The organism is Streptomyces sp. NBC_00829, assembly GCF_045161795.1.
Lineage (GTDB): Bacteria > Actinomycetota > Actinomycetes > Streptomycetales > Streptomycetaceae > Streptomyces.
Genome location: NZ_CP108867.1, coordinates 7,233,674 through 7,252,998, shown reverse-complemented (window position 1 = coordinate 7,252,998; position 19,325 = coordinate 7,233,674). Strand labels below are relative to the sequence as shown.

At 71.8% G+C, this 19,325-nt stretch carries 16 protein-coding genes and 2 pseudogenes; 4 read left to right on the top strand and 14 right to left on the bottom strand.

Going from position 1 to position 19,325, the window contains the following annotated elements; translation table 11 throughout:
- Positions 1 to 44: 44 nt before the first annotated feature.
- Entirely contained in the window at positions 45 to 1,148 is a 1,104-nt protein-coding gene (locus OG293_RS32620; RefSeq protein ID WP_406002341.1) for a LacI family DNA-binding transcriptional regulator, read from the top strand.
- On the opposite strand, the gene OG293_RS32615 is transcribed toward OG293_RS32620, so the two are convergent.
- The 3 genes from OG293_RS32615 to OG293_RS32605 all read right to left on the bottom strand — a co-directional run bounded on the left by OG293_RS32615 (position 1,145) and on the right by OG293_RS32605 (position 5,001).
- Entirely contained in the window at positions 1,145 to 2,488 is a 1,344-nt protein-coding gene (locus OG293_RS32615; RefSeq protein WP_406002340.1) for a carboxyl transferase domain-containing protein, read from the bottom strand. The two genes, OG293_RS32620 and OG293_RS32615, sit on opposite strands and share 4 nt — an antisense overlap.
- Positions 2,481 to 3,890 (bottom strand): acyl-CoA synthetase, encoded by a 1,410-nt coding sequence (locus OG293_RS32610; protein WP_406002339.1) that lies wholly within the window; start codon positions 3,888 to 3,890, stop codon positions 2,481 to 2,483. The genes OG293_RS32615 and OG293_RS32610 overlap by 8 nt, the downstream gene beginning before the upstream one ends.
- A 154-nt stretch (positions 3,891 to 4,044) precedes the next feature.
- Positions 4,045 to 5,001, bottom strand: coding sequence for a LysR family transcriptional regulator (locus tag OG293_RS32605; RefSeq protein ID WP_406002338.1), 957 nt, complete (start codon positions 4,999 to 5,001; stop codon positions 4,045 to 4,047).
- Positions 5,002 to 5,085: 84 nt separating this feature from the next.
- On the opposite strand from OG293_RS32605, the gene OG293_RS32600 reads away from it, so the two are divergent.
- Positions 5,086 to 5,781 carry a type 1 glutamine amidotransferase domain-containing protein gene (locus OG293_RS32600; RefSeq protein ID WP_406002337.1) on the top strand — a complete coding sequence of 232 codons (696 nt, stop codon included), beginning with the start codon at positions 5,086 to 5,088 and terminating at the stop codon, positions 5,779 to 5,781.
- On the opposite strand, the gene pcaD is transcribed toward OG293_RS32600, so the two are convergent.
- From pcaD to OG293_RS32570, 6 genes and pseudogenes are all read right to left on the bottom strand, one after another.
- Entirely contained in the window at positions 5,765 to 6,982 is a 1,218-nt protein-coding gene (gene pcaD / locus OG293_RS32595) for a 3-oxoadipate enol-lactonase (protein WP_406002336.1), read from the bottom strand. The two genes, OG293_RS32600 and pcaD, sit on opposite strands and share 17 nt — an antisense overlap.
- Positions 6,979 to 8,370 carry a 3-carboxy-cis,cis-muconate cycloisomerase gene (pcaB, locus tag OG293_RS32590; protein ID WP_406002335.1) on the bottom strand — a complete coding sequence of 464 codons (1,392 nt, stop codon included), beginning with the start codon at positions 8,368 to 8,370 and terminating at the stop codon, positions 6,979 to 6,981. Before pcaB ends, pcaD begins: the two co-directional genes overlap by 4 nt.
- Entirely contained in the window at positions 8,357 to 8,917 is a 561-nt protein-coding gene (gene pcaG / locus OG293_RS32585) for a protocatechuate 3,4-dioxygenase subunit alpha (protein WP_406002334.1), read from the bottom strand. The genes pcaB and pcaG overlap by 14 nt, the downstream gene beginning before the upstream one ends.
- Positions 8,914 to 9,705 (bottom strand): protocatechuate 3,4-dioxygenase subunit beta, encoded by a 792-nt coding sequence (pcaH, locus tag OG293_RS32580; RefSeq protein ID WP_406002333.1) that lies wholly within the window; start codon positions 9,703 to 9,705, stop codon positions 8,914 to 8,916. Before pcaH ends, pcaG begins: the two co-directional genes overlap by 4 nt.
- Positions 9,705 to 9,839, bottom strand: a pseudogene (locus OG293_RS32575) (CoA-transferase subunit beta); the annotation flags it as partial. The gene pcaH and the pseudogene OG293_RS32575, both read right to left, overlap by 1 nt.
- A gap of 5 nt (positions 9,840 to 9,844) precedes the next feature.
- Positions 9,845 to 10,255: pseudogene (locus tag OG293_RS32570) on the bottom strand (CoA transferase subunit A); the annotation flags it as partial.
- Between the two features lie 127 nt (positions 10,256 to 10,382).
- Between OG293_RS32570 and OG293_RS32565 the strand changes: the two are divergent.
- Positions 10,383 to 10,820, top strand: a complete 438-nt coding sequence (locus tag OG293_RS32565; RefSeq protein ID WP_406002332.1) for a MarR family winged helix-turn-helix transcriptional regulator — start codon at positions 10,383 to 10,385, stop codon at positions 10,818 to 10,820.
- 101 nt (positions 10,821 to 10,921) lie between these two features.
- On the opposite strand, the gene OG293_RS32560 is transcribed toward OG293_RS32565, so the two are convergent.
- Entirely contained in the window at positions 10,922 to 11,389 is a 468-nt protein-coding gene (locus tag OG293_RS32560; protein WP_406002331.1) for an SPW repeat protein, read from the bottom strand.
- Between the two features lie 163 nt (positions 11,390 to 11,552).
- Between OG293_RS32560 and OG293_RS32555 the strand changes: the two genes are divergently transcribed.
- Positions 11,553 to 12,671 carry a sulfite oxidase gene (locus OG293_RS32555; RefSeq protein ID WP_406002330.1) on the top strand — a complete coding sequence of 373 codons (1,119 nt, stop codon included), beginning with the start codon at positions 11,553 to 11,555 and terminating at the stop codon, positions 12,669 to 12,671.
- Positions 12,672 to 12,691: 20 nt separating this feature from the next.
- On the opposite strand, the gene OG293_RS32550 is transcribed toward OG293_RS32555, so the two are convergent.
- The 4 genes from OG293_RS32550 to OG293_RS32535 form a co-directional block, all read right to left on the bottom strand.
- Complete coding sequence (locus tag OG293_RS32550; protein ID WP_406002329.1) at positions 12,692 to 15,130, bottom strand: SpoIIE family protein phosphatase; 2,439 nt, start codon at positions 15,128 to 15,130, stop codon at positions 12,692 to 12,694.
- Positions 15,127 to 17,685, bottom strand: coding sequence for a SpoIIE family protein phosphatase (locus tag OG293_RS32545; RefSeq protein ID WP_406002328.1), 2,559 nt, complete (start codon positions 17,683 to 17,685; stop codon positions 15,127 to 15,129). Before OG293_RS32545 ends, OG293_RS32550 begins: the two co-directional genes overlap by 4 nt.
- A 181-nt stretch (positions 17,686 to 17,866) precedes the next feature.
- A complete protein-coding gene (locus tag OG293_RS32540; protein WP_406002327.1) occupies positions 17,867 to 18,313 on the bottom strand; it encodes an SRPBCC family protein in 447 nt (148 codons plus the stop codon).
- 103 nt (positions 18,314 to 18,416) lie between these two features.
- Positions 18,417 to 18,995: a YdeI family protein gene (locus OG293_RS32535; RefSeq protein WP_406002326.1), complete on the bottom strand. Its 579-nt coding sequence runs from the start codon at positions 18,993 to 18,995 to the stop codon at positions 18,417 to 18,419.
- Positions 18,996 to 19,325 lie beyond the last annotated feature (330 nt).

The following is a 19,325-nucleotide window of genomic DNA, read 5'->3' as shown; positions in this document are numbered from 1 at the left end:
CTCAAGCGCATTAGTAGCGCGGGGCACATCCGGTGGAAGGAGGCATGGTGGCAGCGGACACACCGTCCGACGAGGACGTGTTACCGGCCAGGAAGGCCCCAGCGCGGCGTCCGACGATGAAGGACATCGCCCGGCGCGCGGGGGTGTCGGAGAGTGCCGTGTCCTTCGCCCTCAACGACCGCCCCGGCGTCTCGGAGCTCACCCGCGACCGGGTCCGCCGGGTCGCGGAGCAGCTGGGATGGCGGCCGAGCACGGCCGCCCGTGCGCTGTCCGGCGAGGGCGCGGCCACCGTCGGCCTGGTGCTGGCCCGGCCCGCGGCCACCCTCGGCGTGGACTCGTTCTTCCTCCAGCTGATCTCCGGCATCCAGGAGATCCTGGCGGAGCGTCAGCTGGGTCTGCTCTTCCAGGTGGTGGAGGACGTGACGGCCGAGTGCGCCGTGTACCGCCGCTGGTGGGCCGAGCACCGGGTCGACGGCGTCCTCGTGGTCGACCCCCGCATCGACGATCCCCGGCCCGAACTCCTCGACGAGCTGGGCCTGCCCGGCGTGGTGATCGGCGGACTGCCCGACGCGCATCCCAACCTCTCTCAGGTGCGCGCCGACGACACCGGGGCGATGGCGGCGATCGTCGGGCGGCTGCACGAGCTGGGGCACCGGCGGATCGTCCATATCGCCGGTCTGTCCACGCTCGCCCACACTGACCGGCGCATCCGCTCTCTGCGCGCCGAGGCCGAGCGGCGCGGGCTGGGCGAGGTGCGCTCGGTGACGACCGACTACTCCGACACGGAGGGCGCCGCGGTCACCCGCCGGGTGCTGCGGGGCGAGGGCGCGCCCACCGCGCTCATCTACGACAACGATGTGATGGCGGCGGCGGGAGCCACCGCCACGGCGGGCCTCGGTCTGTCCGTCCCCGGCGACATCTCGATCGTCTCGTGGGAGGACTCCGTGCTGTGCCGCATGGTCCACCCGTGGCTGACCGCGCTCTCCCGGGACACGGTCGCCTTCGGGAGGATCGCCGCGCAGGAACTGACCGCGCTACTCGACGGCGGCGCGGCCAGATCCGTGACGGTGCCGCTCCCCGCGCTCATCGAACGCGAGAGCACGGCGCCGGCCGGCGGCAGGACCGACAGGGCGGCGGGGCCGGCCTAAGGGGTGCCTGCGGCCGTGGGCACGATGCCACGGGCGATGCCCAGGTCCACCAGGTGCCCGGGACTCAGGCGCAGCTGCTCGGTGGTCGCGCGGATCTGTTCCGGCGCACGTTTGAGGATCGCCGTGGCAAGCTCGGGAGCGATGACGGAGAAGTAGCTGTCCGGTGTGGCCCAGGTGTTGCCGGGAGCGGCGAGCGCGAGCGCGCCGCCGGAACCGCCCTCGCCGATCAGCAGACTCGTGACCGGCACCCGGGCGGCGGCCACGGCGGCGAAGACCTCGGCGATGGCGGGCCCCGCACCCATGCGTTCCGCCTCCGCGTCGTTGGCGGCACCCGGCGTGTCGATCAGGGTGAGCACGGGGACGGCCAGCCGGTCGGCGAGGCGGATCAGCCGGGCCGCCGTGCGGTAGCCGGCCGGGAGGGTCGCCGTGCCGCACTGCGCCGCGTAGGCGATGGTCCGCCCCTCGCGCAGCCCGAAGCCGCACAGCATTCCGGGATCGACACCACCGCACCGGTCCCCGCTGATGTTCTCGCGCGTCTCGAAGTACGCGTCGAGATAGGCGGCGGCCCGGGGGCGGCCGGGCGAGCGGGCCTGTCGGACCGCGTCCCACCCGGTGGCGGGCAGCCGACCGCTGCCCAGGGCGTGGGGCGGTTCGGCCGGAGCGTCGGACGCGCAGGTGAGCAGCGTCAGCAGGCGTCCGAGCGTCTCGCGCAGCTTCTCGGGCCGGACGACGGCGTCCACGTGTCCCGCGGCCAGCTGCCCCTCAGCCGTGTACGCCAGCGGGTCGGCGTCCGCCGGGCGTACTCGCGAGCCCGCGAAGCCGATCTGGGCGCCGGGGAGTGCGAGCACCACATCGGCTCCCGCTCCCAAAGTCGCCCAGCCGCCACCCGTCGAAGGGTCCCGCAGGACGGCGATCTGCGGCAGGCCCGCCTGCCTGTTCAGTACGGACTGCCGTGCCACACGCTGGAGTTGGACCAGGGCCCTCATTCCCTCCTGCATACGGCTGCCGCCGGTGGCGATCAGCGACACGACAGGCAGCCGTCGCTCGCGGGCACGGGTGTACGCCGCCTCCAGCCGGTCCCCGGTCCGCTCCCCCAGCGATCCGCCCAGAAAGCCGAACTCGAAGGAGATCAGCAGCACTTCGGTGGAACCCACGATGCCGGTGCCGCAGACGACCGACTCCTGCTCACCGGTGCGCGTCTCGGCGCGGGCGCGCTGCTCGTCGTACCCCTGCCAGGCGATGGGTCCGCCGGGCTCGTACGTCCCGTCGGGAACAGGCAGTTCGGTGAAGCCGGAGGCGACCCGCGCGACGGCTTCACGGGCCGTGAGCCGCTCAGCCATGCAGCGCCCGCTTCATGATCTTGCCCATGTCGTTGCGCGGAAGTGCGTCGAGGAAGCGCACCTCGCGCGGGCGCTTGTGCGGGGCGAGCTGGGCGGCGACATGCGCGGACAGTTCCTCGGGCGTGGGCGGTTCGGACGGATCCGCCGGCACGATCCACGCGACGATCCGCTCACCGAGATCCGCGTCGGGCTCGCCCGTCACGGCTGCCTCTCTGACGGCCGGATGGTCGAGCAGGGCATTCTCGATCTCACCGGCACCGATCTTGTAGCCGCCGCTCTTGATGAGGTCGGTGGCCTTGCGGCCGACGATCCGGACGTAGCCGTCCGCCTCAAGGCTCGCCATGTCCCCGGTCCGGAACCAGCCGTCGTCGAAGGCGGCCTCGGTCGCGTCGGGCCGGTTCAGATACTCGGTGAAGAGGTTCGGACCGCGCACCTGGATCTCGCCGATGCCGTCGCTCTCGTCGGCCAGCCGCAGCTCGACTCCCTTCAGGGGCACGCCGACCGTACCGGGGCGCGGCTCACCGTCGGCGCGTACGGAGGTGTTCATGAGCGTCTCCGTCATTCCGTAGCGCTCGATCACCCGGCGGCCGGTCGCCGCGGCGATCCGCTCGTGGTCGTGGACGGGCAGCGCTGCGGAGCCGGAGACCAGCAGCCGGGCTCCTGCCAGGGCCTTCGCGAGCCGGGGATCGCCGGGCAGTGCCTCGGCGATCCGGTGGTACATCGTCGGTACGCCGAAGAGCATGGTGGCCCCCGACTCCAGTTCGCGCGCGACGCCCTGTGTGGCGAACCGCCCGAGGTGGCGTACCTCGCCGCCGCGGCGCAGCGGCCCGAGGATGCCGAGGATCAGCCCGTGCACATGGAACAGCGGCAGTGCGTGCACCAGGACGTCGTCGGCGGTCCACTGCCAGGCGTCCTCCAGCGCGTCCAGCGTCGAGGTGATGGCGCGGCGCGGCAGGACGGCACCCTTGGGCGGGCCGGTGGTTCCGGAGGTGTACACGATCAGGGCGGGCGCGTCGGCGGACGGCTCGGGCGGCACCGCGGCGCCGGGACCGGTGGTCATGATGTCCGTACGGGGCAGGCCGGTGAGCGCCGGCGGCAGTTCCGCGCCCGGCTCGGCCAGCACCAGTGACGGCGCGCTGTCGGCGAGGATGTGCGCCAGTTCGCGTTCGCCGGTCCTCGGATTGAGGGGTACGGCGGGCACGCCCGCAAGGAGTGCGGCCACCACACCCACTGCCGTCTCCAGCGTGGGTGTCGCCCACACCGCCACCCTGTGCACACCGGCGAGCCGGGTGGCCAGCGAGCCTGCCGCCGCGGCCAGTTCGGCGTGGGTCAGGGACCGGTCGCCGAAGCGGAGTGCGGGCAGCGGCGACCCCGCGGCGAGCGCGGGGAAGAGAGGGGACACGCGTCGTACTCCTTGCTGTCGTCGGATCTGGCCGGTCGTCCGAAGCGTGCGGGGACCACCGGCCGGACCGGGGCGCGGCCGGGACCCCTGCCACCATGGTCCCTTCGTACACCATCGGCCAGGGCCGTGGAGCGGCCCCATTTTGTGGGACCGGTCACCAGCCGCGTGCCTCCCGCAGCAGACGGTCGCGCACGAGCGTGAGGTGGGGGTTGTCGGTGGCCCCGGGGCGCTGGAGGAGATAGCCGGTGTTGATGGGCGGATCCTCGGGGCTGAGCAGCGCCACCACGGTCCCGGCCGCCAGTTCCCCCTGGCAGAGGTAGCGGGGCAGCACGCCCATTCCGGCGCCCGCGGCGACGGCCGAGAGCACTCCGCGCAGATCGGGGACGGTGAGTGCGGCCTGCTCGTTCAGCCGGGTGCCGAAGACATGGCGCCAGTATCGGCGGGCGATGGGCAGATCCTCCGCGTAGGTGACCAGGGGCACTCCGCGCAGGGCCGCGGCCCCCTCGTCCGTGACGCGCGACGCGCCGACGCGTTCCGCCCAGAGCGGGGATGCGACCAGCACGAACTCCTCGTCCATCAGCGGCACGGCGGTCAGCGTGCGGCCCCGGGGGCGGTGGGTGGAGATCACCAGGTCGTAGTGGCCCGAGCGCAGGCCCTCCAGCAACTCGTCGGTGAGGCCGGTCGTGGCTCTGATCCGTACACCCTGCTCGATCAGGGGTGCGAGGGCCGGCAGCGCGCGTACGCAGAGTAGCTCGGCCGGGCCCGCGAGGTGGACCGGATCGGCGGGGACGCTCTCGTCGAGGTGGCCGCGGTCGGCGACGGCGGCCAGCGCGTCCAGCGGAGCCGCGATCCGGGCGGCGAGGCCGTCGGCGACCGGTGTCGGGGTGACTCCGCGGGGCATCCGGCCGAAGAGTTCACGGCCCAACCGGCGTTCCAGGGAACGGATCTGGGTGGTCACCGTGGGCTGGGACAGCCCGAGGAGACGGGCGGCGCCGGTGAATGAGCCCGCCCGGTGCACGGCGAGGAAGGTCCGCAGCAGGGTCAGATCGAGCGGGCCGTGGCCCGACGCCTCCCGCGTTCCCGCCGATCCATTGGAATCTCTATGGCTCATGATGGTGAGCCTATTGGATACCAATGGCGCGGGGAATTACGTTCGGATCATCAGCGTGAGTGACGCCCAGCGGAGAGATGTGAGATGGCGAAGATCCTGTTCGTAATGACCGGCGTGGACCACTGGACCCTCGCGGACGGCACCCGGCACCCCAGCGGTTTCTGGGCGGAGGAGGCCGTGGCTCCGTACCGCACCTTCACCGCGGCGGGCCACGAGGTCGCCGTCGCGACCCCTGGCGGTGTCATGCCCACGGTCGACCTGGCGAGCCTGGCGCCCGAGGTGAACGGCGGCCCCGACGGAGCCGAGGCCGTGAAGGCGGCCCTTGCCGAGATGTCCGTGCTGGAGCACCCGCTCAAGCTGGACGAGGTGAACCTCTCCGACTACGCGGCGGTCTTCTGCCCCGGCGGGCACGGTCCGATGGAGGACCTGGCGGTCGACCCCGTCTCCGGCGCCCTGCTGACCGCGGCCCTCGACTCCGGCAAGCCGCTCGGTGTGGTGTGCCACGCCCCGGCCGCGCTGCTCGCCGCCCGGCGCGATGACGGCAGCTGGCCGTTCACCGGCTACCGGCTGACCGGCTTCACCAATGCCGAGGAGATCCAGGGCGGCCTCGCGGACAAGGCGAAGTGGCTGCTCCAGGACCGTCTCGTCGAGAACGGCGCGGACTTCCAGGAGGGCGAGCCGTGGGCGCCGCACGTGGTCGGCGACCGCAACCTCACCACCGGCCAGAACCCCTCCTCCGCCACCCCTCTGGCGGTCGAACTGCTCAGGGCGCTGGGCTGACGCCCGCGTCCCCCAAAGGCACCGGCCGGACGCCCGGGTCGTCGGCGATCTCGTCGAGGACGCGTTGTGCCACGGCGAACGCGGAGTTCGCCGCGGGCACCCCGCAGTAGACGGCACTCTGGAGGAGTACCGCACCGATCTCCTCGGGTGTCAGACCGTTGGTCAGCGCGGCGCGCACATGCAGGGCCAGTTCGGCGTCATGGCCGTGGGCGACCAGCGCCGTGAGGGTGACACAGCTGCGCGTGCGGCGGTCCAGCGTCTCGTCCGTCCAGATCTCCCCCCATGCGTAGCGGGTGATGAAGTCCTGGAAACGAGCGGTGAATCCGGTCGTACGGGACACCGCCCGGTCCACATGGGCGTCACCGAGCACGGCCCGCCGGACCGCGGTGCCCGCCGAACGGCGGAAGGCGTCACCGGCGGACCGTGCCGGTGCGAGATGCGCGGCAAGGGAGTCGGTGACGGCCTCCGGCCGCTCCACGCCCGCCAGATGGGCCGCTCCCGCCACTTCGAGCAGGGTCGAACCGTCGATCGCGTCGACGATCGCGCGTGCGTGGGCGGGTGGTGTCGCCGGGTCGTCGCGGCCGGCCACTACCAGCGTGGGGACCGTGACCCTGTGCAGTTCGCCCCGCAGGTCGTAGGCGGCGAGCGCGTCGCAGCAGGCGGCGTAGCCTGCCCGGTCGGTGGCCCGCAGATCCTCGACGAGTACGGCGGCCAGCGGTGAGGCCTTGGCGAAGGCCGCCGAGTACCAGACTCCCGGGCGGCTCGCGACCATCGCCTCGGCGCCCTCGGCCCGCACCAGCGAGGCGCGCGCCTCCCAGGCCGCTCTGTCGTCGAAGACGGCCGAGGAGCAGACGAGCGCGAGGGCGTCGAGCCGGTCGGGGTGGTTGACGGCCAGATGGAGGCCGACCGCGCCGCCGAGCGAGATGCCCGCGTAGGCGAAGGTGCGCAGCCCGAGGTGGTCCGCCAGTGCGAGCACGGAGTCGGCCAGCGCGCCCACGGACGCCGTCCCGTCGTGCGGCAGGAGCGCCGCGTCGGAGCCGCCGTGGCCCGGCAGGTCGTAACGGATCACCCGGTGCCGCACGGAGAGCGCGGGCACCTGGGGGTCCCACACCGCGAGCGATGTGCCGAGGGACGGACCGAGGATCAGGGGCGGCCCCGAGCCGTCCGTGCGGTGGTGGAGCAGGGGACGGGTCGACGTCATGGCGTGTCCTTGACCGAGGGGTGCGCCGGCGGATGGTGTGCCGCCCGGCGTCGCAGGGCGCGGTCGGTGAGTTCGGGGGCGGAGCCCAGGTAGCGGGTGGGGTCGGCGAGATCGGCCAGTTGTGCCCTGGGCAGCAGTGCCGCGATCTCCGGCTCGTCCGCGAGGGCCTCCGCGAGGGCGATGTCCTCGGCTGCCGCGCGCCGGGACGCCTCGGTGAGAAGCGCTTTCGCGCGGACGTCACCGACGAGAGGGGCGAGCGCGGCGGCGATCCGTTCGCTGACGATCCGCCCGTCCGTCCTCTCCAGCTGGTACCTCATCCGGTAGGGGAACACCCTGAGCCCTTCGGCGAGTTCGGCCGCGTCACGGGCCGCGCCGCCGGTCAGCCGCAGCAGTTCGCACAGGGGCCGCCACTCGGCGTGCCAGGCCCCGGCGGGCCGCTCGTCCTCCGCGGCGAGCGACCCCAGCAGCACGGCGGCGAGTGAAGGTGCCTGGCGTGCCGCCGCGGCGATCAGTGTGGCCCGTACCGGGTTGGCCTTGTGCGGCATCGCGGAGGAGCCGCCGCCGCTGCCTTCGGCGACCTCCGCGATCTCCGTACGGGAGAGCACGAGCACATCGGCCGCGAGCTTCCCGAGCGCCCCGCAGGTCAGGGTGAGCGCGGAGGCGAGATCCGCGACGGGGGTCCGCAGACTGTGCCACGGCAGCAGCGGTTCGGCGAGCCCCAGTTCACGCGCGAAGGCGCCGACGAGATCGAGGGGGCGGGCCTCTCCGTGGGCTCCGAACGCCGCCAGTGTCCCTGCCGCACCGCCCAGTTGGGCGGGCAGGCACAGCGCGCTGAGCCGGTCGTGTGCGTCCAGGGCGAGCGAGCGCCAGCCGGCCGCCTTCAGGCCGAAGGTGGTCGGGACGGCGTGCTGGGTCAGGGTGCGTCCGGCCATGGGTGTCGTGCGGTGTTGCGCCGCCAGCGCGGCGAGCGCCGCGGCGGTCCGGCCCAGGTCGCCCAGGACGATCGCCACCGTACGGCGCGCGACGAGCATCTGTGCCGTGTCCAGGATGTCCTGGCTGGTGGCCCCCCGGTGGACATACCCCGCGGCCCGCGGATGAGCCCTGGCCACGGCCGCAGTGAGATCCGCGACCAGAGGGATGACGGGGTTCCCTCCGGAGCGGGCCCGCAGCGCCAGATCGCGGGCGTCGTACAGCTCGGCCCGTGCCACCGCCGCGACGGCCGCCGACACGTCCCCGGGGGCGCCCGAGGCACGTGTCAGTGCCGCCTCCGCGTCGAGCATCGCCTGGAGGAAGGCGCGGTCGCCGGTCGCGGACCCGGCCGGCGAGCCTGCTCGTCCCGGCGAGAGCAGGCCGACGTCGTCCGCGTCCGCCGCGTCAGTCGAAGTCAAGGAAGACCGTCTCTTCCTCGCCCTGGAGGCGTATGTCGAAGCGGAAGGTGTGGTGTCCCTCCGCCGTCGCCATCAGTGTGGCGCGCCGCTCGGGGGCCAGCGAGCTGAGCAGCCGGTCCTCGGCCCCGGGGAAGTAGGCCCGCGTGAACAGATGGTGGGTCAGGCCGCGCGCGAAGACGCAGACGCTGATGTACGGGGCGGGCGCTGGTCCGCCCGGTGGGAGCGTACGGACGGTGAAGTGCCCGTCGGCGTCGGTCGGCACGCGCCCGAAGCCGGTGAAGTCCACGCCGTTGCGGCCGAGGAAGCCGCCGGTCACCGGGTCGCGGCGCATCGATCCGGGCGGGCGGGCGGGTGAGCCTTCGGAGTCGGTCTGCCAGAACTCGACGATGGCGTCGGGGACCGGCGCGCCGGCCCCGTCGTACACCTGGCCGTGGAGGGTGATGCTCTCGGGGTGTCCCGAGGGGACGATGTCGCCGCCGCCGGGGAAGGCAAGCGCGTACCCGAAGAACGGCCCCACGGTGTGGGAGGGGGTGGGAAGCGGGCTCATCGGCGGCCTTCCTCGATCCAGGTGGCGGACGGCCCGTCGAGAACGATGTCCCAGTGGTAGCCGAGGGACCATTCGGGCCGGGACAGGCGGTGGTCGTACCGCGCGACGAGCCGCTCACGGGCCTTGGCGTCGGTGACGGACTGCAGGATCGGGTCGTAGGGGAAGAGCGGGTCGCCGGGGAAGTACATCTGGGTGACGAGCCGCTGGGTGAAGGCCGTCCCGAAGAGTGAGAAGTGGATGTGGGCGGGCCGCCACGCGTTCTCGTGGTTGCGCCACGGGTAGGCGCCCGGCTTGATCGTGGTGAAGCTGTACGCACCGTCGGTGCCGGTCAGCACCCGCCCGACACCGGTGAAGTTGGGGTCGAGCGGAGCCGGGTGCTGATCGCGCAGATGCGCGTAGCGGCCGGAGGCGTTGGCCTGCCACAGCTCGATGAGCTGGCCGCGCACCGGGAGTCCGCGGCTGTCGAGCAGCCTGCCGGAGACGGTGATCCGTTCGCCGAGCGGCTCGCCCCGGTGCTGCCGGGTGAGGTCGCTGTCGGTCTCGGTGACATCGGTGGCGCCGAAGACGGGTGTGTGCAGCTCCACGGTCTCCGGGTCGCCCTTCACGGCGACAAGGGGCTGCTTGGGGTGGCGCAGGACGCTGCTGCGGTAGGGGGCGTAGTCGCGCTGCGGATGGACGGCGGGCGTCCCGCCGTCGGCGAGGCACTGGTCGTACTCCCGTTGTTTTCGGGCCAGTTCGACATCGATGTCGGCCTGGGTCGGTGTGGTCGATGACGTGGGTCCCGGCATCAGGAATCCTTTCCGGCGGCCTTGAGGGCGCGCAGCAAGGCCAGTTCGGCGGCGGTGGGCGGCTCGGTGGCCCGGACGGTGTCGGCGGTCTTCAGTTCCCATCCGGTCGCGGCCCGCACCTGTTCGACGGAGAGCGGCAGACCGTGTCCGTACGTGTGGTGAGGCCGGAGCCCCGGTAGCCGCGCAGCACGGCGAAAGGCAGCCGCGAGGCGCCCGCGGCATAGCGGTTGGCCATGCCTGCGTGGCTGTGCTCGTCCAGTTCGAGGGGGCGCGGCCAGTTGTTCTCGACGGCGTCGCGGAAGCGGTGCAGAGAACCGACGCCGGGGTTGCCGCCCCAGGAAAAGACGAGCTTCACCAGTCCCCGCCCGATGAGCTGGTCGTAGATGACGTCGGGTGTCCTCCGGACGAGGGTGAGGTCGGTGGTTCCCTGGCGGATGACCTCGTGCGCCGCCGCGTACGGGATCAAGCGGGTGAAGCCCTCCATCGCGACGGTGTCCCCGTCGTCGATGAGGTCCGCAACGGCGTCGCGCAGACTGCGGATGTCGGCCATCGTCACTCCGTGGTGCAGGTGATGAGAATGCTCAGTGTACTGACTAATCGCTGAATGAGCCCGTACACTTCCATGCAGCTGCATGGGCGTCAATAGGTCAGTGCACATACCAGTGAAGGGGCCCCGCATGGCCGCGGTCGATCTGAGCACCCACCCCGGGCACCTCGCCCGCAGGCTTCAGCAGGCGCACTCCCTGCTGTGGGGGGCCATGGTCTCGGAGGAGACCACCTCGCCCCAGTTCGCGGTGCTCAACGCCCTGGCCGAGAAGCCGGGCATCGATCAGCGCTCGGTCGGCGAGCAGGTCCGTCTCGACCGCTCCACCATCGCCGATGTCGTCGCCCGGCTCGCCAGGCGCGGGCTGCTGGCGCGGGTGCGCGATCCGCTGGACGGCCGTCGCAATGTCCTGGAGCTGACGGACGAGGGCGTACGCCTGCACCGCAAGCTGGTCACGCGCACCGCGCGGATGAACCGGGTCTTCCTCTCACCGCTCGACGAGGGCGAGCAGGAGACGCTGCTGCGGCTCATCGCGCGGGTGGCCGACGCGGCGGAGGAACTGCGCACCTGACCGCCCGTCCCCGGCGTGCGGACCCACGGGGAGGCGGCGGGGACAGCACCGTGGGGTGCGGAATCCGCACCCCACGGGTCCTTCCGTTCCGGCTGTGCGCCTCAGCGCATCGGATCGATCGACGGCCCCGGGCCTGCCGCCCTCATACGGCTGGGGCGCCGGTCGTCCATGGCGGCCATGGCCAGGCCGAGCAGCAGGGCCACTGCGCCGACGATGACATTGCTGACCACGCTGCGGGTGGTGTCGACGTTGCCTGCCACGACCCACGGAGACACGATCGTCCATGCTCCGATGGCTATGGCGCACCAGGCCATGGCGTGGGTCCGCTCATAGGCCGAGCCGAACCCTCCCATGCACAGGCAGTAGGCGGCGCCGGTGATCAGATTGCAGACGGCCAGAGTGGTAAGGCCGTTGAACCCGACGATCCACGGCGATGCGGCGAGGTACAGGCCCGCCAGAAGGGCCAGTGTCTCGATCGCCTGGGCACGGGGGGTGCTGGTCGCCCGTTCGAACCGGGAGCGCATCTCGGCCAGATCGGGGTGTTCTTCAATCCTCGGATGGGTGGTCATGGTGGGCTGCCTCCTGTCCAGAAAGCCTTTATCTGCCCTTTATCCCTGATATAACGCTCGCCGGGGCATCCCAGTCAACAGGCTGCGCACAAGCACCTGTGACAGATGTGTCCCGGGCCGCGCATCAGGTGCCCGAGACCGGTCCGGAGAGCACCATGGGGGGATGGACGCAACGATCGGTGACATCAGCTCACCGGGCCGTGTCGCGGAGCCCGGCGAGGACATCGGCCTCGACGAACTGGCCCTCGCGACCCGCAATCACGGGCTTCCGCTGGAGGCGCTGCGCTATGACCTCACGCCCGCGGGACTCCACTACGTCCTGGTCCACTACGACATCCCCGCCGCCGAGGCCGACGGCTGGCGGCTCACCGTGGGCGGCCGGGTCCGCAACGCACTGACGCTGGACCTGGCCGGGCTCCATTCGCTGCCTTCCGTCACCCGGCGCGTGACCATGGAGTGCGCGGGCAACGGACGGGCGCGGCTGGTGCCTCGCCCGGTGAGCCAGCCGTGGCTGGTCGAGGCGGTCGGGACCGCGGAGTGGACCGGGGTGCCGCTGCGCGTGCTGCTCGCCGAGGCCCAGGTGACGGCCGAAGCCGTCGAAGCCGTCTTCACCGGCGCCGACCACGGGGTCGAGCGGGGCGTGGAACAGGACTACCGGCGGAGCCTGCCGCTGCCGGTGGCTCTGGGCGACGACCCCGAGGTGATCGTCGCGTACGAGATGAACGGCCTGCCGCTGCCTCCGCAGCACGGCTTCCCGCTCCGGCTGGTCGTCCCCGGCTGGTACGGCATGGCGCAGGTGAAGTGGCTGCGCGACATCACGCTCACCGACACGCCGTTCACCGGGTTCCAGCAGGCGGTGGCCTACCGGCTGCGGCAGTCGCGCGACGAGGCGGGCGAGCCCGTCGAGCGGATCGCCCCGCGGGCGCTGATGATCCCGCCCGGGTTTCCCGACTTCATGTCCCGGGCCCGGGTCGTACGCCCCGGTGAGATACGTCTGGAGGGCCGGGCCTGGTCCGGTCGCGCGCCGGTGACGGCCGTGGAGGTGAGCACCGACGGGGGCGACTCCTGGACGCGGGCGGCCCTTGACCCGTCCGGCGGACACGACTGGGCGTGGCGGCACTGGCAGACGTCGTGGACCGCGACGGCGGGCAGTCATGTGCTGAGCGTGCGGGCCACCGACGCACAGGGGCACACACAGCCGCTGGACCAGCCGTGGAACCGCGGCGGGTTCGCCAACAACCTGGTCCAGCGCGTTCCCGTGCTGTGCGTGGAGAGCGGCTGACGGCCTCGGCCCGCGCCCTGTCACGTCCGGGGCGGGTGAACCATTGCCTGCTCGGCCCAGATCGTCTTGCCGGAGAACGAGTGGCGCGTACCCCAGCGCTGGGTCAGCTGCGCGATCAGGAACAGGCCCCGGCCGCCTTCGTCGTCCATGCCCGCGTGCCGAAGATGCGGTGAGGTGTGACCGGTGTCGGAGACCTCGCAGATGAGTGTCTGATCGCGGATGAGCCGCAGCTGGATCGGCCCGGAGGCGTACCGGATGGCGTTGGTGACGAGCTCGCTGACCACCAGTTCGGTGGTGATCAGCAGCTCGGTGTCCAGTTCCCAGGCGCGGACCTGCGCCGTGGCCAGGGCACGGGCCCGGGAGACCTCTTCCGGATCCGGTGCCAGGTCCCATGCGGCGACCTGCTCGCCGCCGAGTGTGCGTGTGCGGACCAGGAGGAGCGCGGCGTCGTCTTCCACGGAGCTGGGCAGCAGCTTGGCGACGGCCCCGTCGCAGAGCTCGTCCAGCGGACGCCGGTGCTCGGAGAGCGTGGCGCTCAGGTCGTTGAGACCGGTGTCGAGGTCCCGTCCGCGTCCCCGCACGAGGCCGTCGGTGAACAGGGCGAGCAGGCTGCCGGCCGGCAGTGTCATTTCCACGCTCTCGAACGGCAGGTTGCCCAGGCCGAGCGGAGGTCCTGCGCGCAGGTCGGGGAAGGTGACCGAGCCTTCCGCGGGATCGACCACCGCCGGGGGCAGATGGCCGGCGCTGGCCATGCGGCACACCCCGGACACGGGGTCGTACACGGCGTACAGGCATGTCACGCCCATGGCTTCGTCGTCGAGCAGTTCGTCGCCCTCGATGCGCGCCGCCTCCTGCTCGCCGACGCCGTGGTGGATCACGTCGTCCAGGCGGGCGAGAAGGTCGTCGGGCGCGAGGTCGAGCCGGGCGAGTACCCGCACGCTCGTACGCAACCGGCCCATCGTGGCGGCTGCGCGCAGACCGTGGCCGACCACGTCGCCCACGACCAGTCCGACCCGTGCGCCCGAAAGGGCGATGGCGTCGAACCAGTCGCCGCCGACGCCGACCATGCTGTCCGCGGGCAGATAGCGGTGGGCGAGCTCGACACCGGTCAGCCGGGGCAGTTTCTGGGGCAGCAGACTGCGCTGGAGCATGAGGGCGGCGGCGTGCTCCCGGGTGTACCGGCGGGCGTTGTCGATACTGACCGCGGCCCGGGCGGCGAGCTGGCCGGCCACCGACAGCTCACCTTCGCCGAACGGCTCGGAGTCGCGCTCCCGCGCGAAGGTGACGACTCCCAGCGTGTTGCCCTCGGCCCGCAGCGGCACCGCGAGCCGTGACGGCGGGGGCGGCCGTTCGTCACCTGTGCCTTCGCCCGCCGAGCGTTCGAGCACGGGCCCGCCTTCGGTGAAGCTGCGCGCCTGGAGCGAGTCCGGGGCGTACTCGATCGGCTCCCCCTGGGCGGGCCCTTCTTGCGCCTGCTCGTCCGGCTGCGGGCCCGGCCCCTCCCACACGCGGACGAGTCGGCCCTGGCTCCCGTCGCCCTCCGCGGGCTGTTCTCCGTCGAGGACGTCCGCCAGCAGATCGACGGTGACCTGGTCGGCGAACTGAGGGACCGCGACGGCGGAGATTTCGCGCGCCGTCCGGGCCATGTCCAGTGTCGTGCCCAGATGCCCGCCCGCTCGTACCAGAAGATCAAGCCGTTGCTGCGCGAGATAGCGGTCGGTGATGTCGACCGTCTCCTCGCAGACCCCCAGCACGGTGCCCCTCGGGTCCTCCAGCCGGTAGTACGAACACGACCAGACATGGTCGTGCTCCGGGTCCACCGGCGGCCTGCCGCGGTAGTGGAGCTCGGTGACGGGCTCGCCCGTGGTCAGCACCCGTCGCATCGTCTCTTCCAGCGTCTTCGGATACGGCGCGGTCAGGACCTCCCCATGGGTCACCATCTCGTCCGGGCCGAGACCTTCGTACTGGGTGGGACCCATCTCCTCGTCGAGGGCGCTGTTCGTCCACACGACCCGCAGATTCGTGTCGTAGATGGCCAGGCCGACGGGCGACTGCGTGGCAAGGCCCCGGAGCATGGACTGACGGGCCTCCCACTGCTCGATCTCCTCCGCGTCGGCGAGCGCCAGGAGGCGGGCGGGACCGCTGTCGGTGTGCGTGAGCGGCAGGACGGCGGTGGACACACGCACACTGTGGCCGTCCCGGTGGCGCATACGGAGCGTCCGGCGGTCGTGGGGAGCGGCAGCCGGGTCCTCGACGACCGGGCGCTCCGCCGTCGGATCCACCAGCAGCGCGTCGATGGGCCGGCCGAGCACGTCCCCGGGGCGATGTCCCAGCAGTTCCTGCGCTCCCGGGCTCCAGCCCACGACGCTGCCCAGGGCGTCGAGCACGGCCGTGGCGGCCTTGGTGACATCGAGAGGTCCGCGCAGCCCGTGGTCGTCCGGTGCCTTGGAGTCGGTCATGGCTGCTCCCCCCTCTCGCTGTCCGCCCAGCGCGCGGCGAGCAGTAGCGCGATGTCGTCGGGACGGTCGGTGGCATGCCGCGCCTCGCGGATGAGACGGTCCGCCGTCTCTGCCAGTGAGGAGGGGCCGACCTCGGAGAGGGAACTGCGCAACCGCTCGATGCCGAGGTCGATGTCGATGCCCGGCTGCTCGACCAGGCCGTCGGTGAACAGGGCCAGAACGGCCCCCGGTTCGAGCCACAGGTCCGTCACCGGATATTCGGCGTCGGGGTCGACGCCGAGGACGACTCCGCCGGGGAGATCCAGGACCTCGGTGCGGCCGTCCGCGTGCCGCAGCAGCGGCTGGGGATGCCCCGCCCGTACGGCCTGCGCCGAGCCGGACTCCGGGTCGATGACGACATAGCAGCAGCTGGCGAACTGTCCGGGATCGAGATCGATGAGCAGCCGGTTGGTGCCGCTCACCACCTCCTGGGGGTCGTGCCCGCTGAGTGCGAAGGCGCGGACGGCGCTGCGCAGCTGGCCCATGGTGGCGGCGGCGGAAACCCCGTGCCCCTGTACGTCCCCGATGACGAGGGCCAGCCCCCTCCCGGTCTCGGTGACGTCGTACCAGTCTCCGCCGACATCCATGCCCTGGGTGCCGGGCAGGTACCGGCCCACCGTGTCGACGTTCTCCAGCACGGGCAGCCGGTGCGGGAGCAGGGCGGACTGCAGCCCGCGGGCCAGCCTCGACTCGGTGTCGTAGCGCTGGGCCCGCTGGAGTGCCTGGGCGATGAGCCCGGCGAGGGCGGTCAGCACCGTGCGCTCCTCGGCACTGAAGCCGCGCTGATGGTCGAAGCCGAGGATGCAGGAGCCGACCGGGCGCCCGGAGGCGATCAGCGGCAGGAAGGCCCGGGCGCCCACGTTGGCGTCCATGGGGATGCCGGGGTAGGCCTCCGCCAGACGCTCCATGGACTCGAAGAACATGGGGCGGCCGCTGGTGAGCGTCTCGACTCCGGGCAGCCGTGCGTCGAGCGCGACGCCGTCGAAGCGGTCGAGGAAGCCCTGCGGGAAACCGGTCTCCCAGGCCAGGTAGAGATGGCGCTCGTTCAGCAGATAGATCGCCAGCTGACGGCCGCCGAAAGCCGGCAGCAGTTCCTCGGTGACGACGGCGGACACCTGGCGTGCCGTGACGGCCTCGGTCAGCGCGATGGCCAGGGCGACCGGACGGTACAGCGCGGAGGCCCGGTCGGCGGGCGAGCCGAGCCCGGCGCCGGACAGAATCTGGGGCCCCGGCCGGCGGGCGGCCTCGTCGGCGGCGGCGAGCGTGGCGGTCACCCCGTCGTGCCCGGGGTAGAGCGAGACCGAGAGCCAGTCCTCGTCCTCGCGGCGGGCCACGAAGTGGACGGGGTCACGGGAGAGCATCGCGGCCCGGTAGTGGTCGTCGTAGGCGGCGTGCCCGAACCACGGCACCGCCTCCCACAGCGTGCGCCCGGCGAGATCGGAGCGCGGCATGCCCAGCAGAGTCTCCGCGCCCTGGTTGACGTAGGTGATCCGCCCGAGCCTGTCGAGGGAGAAGATGCCCCGAGGGAGCCGGTCGGTCGCTTCGGCGACGATCGGGCCGGTGCCGAGATCCACGAGGAAGCCGGTCAGCCGGCTCGCGGAGCCTTCGTCGGGCGTCTGCGCGCGGGCCGAGATCTCCAGCAGGTGCGCACGGCCGTCGGGGCCACGCAGGCGCATGCGGCGCGCCGCCGGGCGCCCGGACTCCGCCGCCTGATGGGCAACGGTCCACAGTCCGTACATGTCCTCCGGCGCGATCCTGGCGGCCAGCGCCTCGATGGTGCCCGCGAAGTCCGCCGGGTCGGTGCCGAGGATCAAGCAGAGTTCGTCGTCGGCGGTGAGGACTCCGCTGGCCAGGTCCCAGGCGAAGTGTCCGACGCGCACGGGCGGTGTGGTGGTCGCGGGCAGCTGGACGGACACCGGTTCGCCCTCCCACGTGACGCGCGCCCCTTTCACGTCCAGGTCGGTCAGGACCGTGCCGAGCCGTTTCGCGGCATTGTGCATCCGCAGGCGGTCGGCGTTCGAGACCGCATAACCGGGGGTGGCCGGGCGCAGCACCGCCAGAACGCCGAACTTCTCACGGCCGCTGCCGACCGGCACGTACAGGGAGCTGAAGGGGAACGGAAGACCCGCCATGAGCTGCGGATACCTCCGCATGGCCTCTTCGGCGTCGGCGAGGTGGACCGCCTGGCCCGAACGGTATGCCTCGGCGATCGGAAACGGGCGGTTCACATGCATGCGCCACCACGGCCGGAACAGCCGGCTGGGCAGTCCGGCGAGCACCGCCAGCCGTAGCAGCCCCGGTGTCTCGGAGCGCAGATAGACGCCGCCCGCATACCCGCCGACAGCTTCGATCGCCCCTACGGCGGCCTGTGCGAGCACCAGAGCGAGTTCGTCCGGGGCCCGGTCGGCGCCGTTCGGACTTCCGGCGGTCGCCTCGCTCTCGTTCAGCGCGGCGCGCCCGGCCGCGCGGTACCAGGTCACACAGTCAGCATGCTCCCCGGCGACCGTGCACCGCATCTCCTTGCACGTGAATCATCGCGATGGGCAGCGGGCGCAGAGGCTCATCCAGAATGCTCCTGCATGGCCGTACTGCTGCCTGTCCCGATCTGGCCCGGCCCGGCCGCCTCACCGGCCGGGCACCCTCACGCAGCCTGTCCCAGCGTGGCACGGCCCCTGAGGCGGCTGTGCCTGCCGGGACTCAGGATGCCTCCACTGCCGCCTTGATCCGCTGTCCGAACGCGTCGGCGTCCTTGCGTGCCGCGCTCAGCGCGAGGCCCACGAGCAGCTTGCCGACGCCGTGGCCTTCGAGGTGGTTGTAGATACGCACCCGGGTCGTGCCCTCGGGCGTGGACTCGAGGTCGTAACCGCCCTCGGTGGCGGTCACGATGTTGTTGGACGTCTCATTCCAGCGGATCTTGGTCGGGACGACGATCTCGGCGATCCGGAACTCCCTCTTGGTCGTCATTCCGGCGTCCTTGACCGTGCTCTTGAAGACGGTGCCCTTGGTCGTCGGCCCGTCGGGCGTCTTCACGATCTCGAGCACCCGGGGGCTGAACTTGGGATCGTTCCTGCCGTCGGCGAGAAACTCGAAGACCTCCTCGATGGGACGGCCGACCTCGACCGTTGCCTCGAACTGACCGGCCATGGTTCCTCCAGTGATCGTTTGAGCCCGGGCTGCGGTGTGCCGGCATCGTCCCAGACAAACTGCCGGACGCCGGACAGACTCACGAATCCGTCCCCTTCACGGGCTATCGGATCCGCCTGCCTGCCTCCAGCGAGGCCATCATCCGCCGGAGCCGCGAAGCCCTCGTGTCAGGAGTCTTCGCCGTCAGGAGGCGATGGATCACAGCATATTTCTCGGTCTTGTTCAGCTGCTCGAAAAAGGCTTTCGCCTGCTCATTGTCCGTCAGCGCCACCATGAGATCCGGCGGAACGGCGGCATTCCTCTGTGAGGCGTAGGCCGCGCTCCACCGGCCGTCGGCCTTGGCTTCGCGGACCGCGCGGGCTCCCGGCTCCCGCATGCGTCCGGCCTCGGTCAGCGCTTCCACCTTGCGGATGTTCACCTGCGACCACAGGCTCCGCGGGCGGCGCGGAGTGATCTTCTGGAGGAAGTACGTCTCGTCGCAGGACCGGCGCTGACCATCGATCCAGCCGTAACAGAGTGCGACATCGATGACTTCCGCGGCTGTCACGGACGCAATACCGGAATTCTTCTTGGCGAGTTTCAGCCACACTCCGGATTCCACCACGTAGTGCTCGTCCAGCCAGGACTCCCATTGCGCCGCATCGGCGAAAGCAAGGACCTCGACACCGTTGATCGATTCCATCGGGCAGCCTCCCAGGGCGCTATTGCCGGCACGACGGTGACGCTATCCCCCATTCAGGTCAGAACCTGTCCTAACCAAAGGGCTGTCCCGCAACCCCGCAACCCCGCCATCGCCTCTCGACGTCGGGCCCGGCCGACTCACCGTCGAGCCAATCCTCCGGCCGAGCCGGCGCCGCGAGCGACGGGCGCCGCCGGGCCCTCACTCCGGCACCGGTGCGACCGTCCAGTCCGGGTGGTTGGGCATCGGCGGTGTCCGGCCCCCGTACAGCCACGGCGTGAGGAAGGGGTCCAGGTCCTGCCGGGCGGTCCTGGAGGCCAGCGCGATGAAGTC

What these genes read in the sequence shown, in the direction of transcription:
- OG293_RS32620 (WP_406002341.1), top strand. Translation starts at nt 45, where the DNA reads ATGGTGGCAGCGGACACACCGTCCGACGAGGACGTGTTACCGGCCAGG.
- OG293_RS32615 (WP_406002340.1), bottom strand. Translation starts at nt 2,488, where the DNA reads ATGGCTGAGCGGCTCACGGCCCGTGAAGCCGTCGCGCGGGTCGCCTCC.
- OG293_RS32605 (WP_406002338.1), bottom strand. Translation starts at nt 5,001, where the DNA reads ATGAGCCATAGAGATTCCAATGGATCGGCGGGAACGCGGGAGGCGTCG.
- OG293_RS32600 (WP_406002337.1), top strand. Translation starts at nt 5,086, where the DNA reads ATGGCGAAGATCCTGTTCGTAATGACCGGCGTGGACCACTGGACCCTC.
- pcaD (WP_406002336.1), bottom strand. Translation starts at nt 6,982, where the DNA reads ATGACGTCGACCCGTCCCCTGCTCCACCACCGCACGGACGGCTCGGGG.
- pcaG (WP_406002334.1), bottom strand. Translation starts at nt 8,917, where the DNA reads ATGAGCCCGCTTCCCACCCCCTCCCACACCGTGGGGCCGTTCTTCGGG.
- pcaH (WP_406002333.1), bottom strand. Translation starts at nt 9,705, where the DNA reads ATGCCGGGACCCACGTCATCGACCACACCGACCCAGGCCGACATCGAT.
- OG293_RS32565 (WP_406002332.1), top strand. Translation starts at nt 10,383, where the DNA reads ATGGCCGCGGTCGATCTGAGCACCCACCCCGGGCACCTCGCCCGCAGG.
- OG293_RS32560 (WP_406002331.1), bottom strand. Translation starts at nt 11,389, where the DNA reads ATGACCACCCATCCGAGGATTGAAGAACACCCCGATCTGGCCGAGATG.
- OG293_RS32555 (WP_406002330.1), top strand. Translation starts at nt 11,553, where the DNA reads ATGGACGCAACGATCGGTGACATCAGCTCACCGGGCCGTGTCGCGGAG.
- OG293_RS32550 (WP_406002329.1), bottom strand. Translation starts at nt 15,130, where the DNA reads ATGACCGACTCCAAGGCACCGGACGACCACGGGCTGCGCGGACCTCTC.
- OG293_RS32545 (WP_406002328.1), bottom strand. Translation starts at nt 17,685, where the DNA reads ATGCGGTGCACGGTCGCCGGGGAGCATGCTGACTGTGTGACCTGGTAC.
- OG293_RS32540 (WP_406002327.1), bottom strand. Translation starts at nt 18,313, where the DNA reads ATGGCCGGTCAGTTCGAGGCAACGGTCGAGGTCGGCCGTCCCATCGAG.
- OG293_RS32535 (WP_406002326.1), bottom strand. Translation starts at nt 18,995, where the DNA reads ATGGAATCGATCAACGGTGTCGAGGTCCTTGCTTTCGCCGATGCGGCG.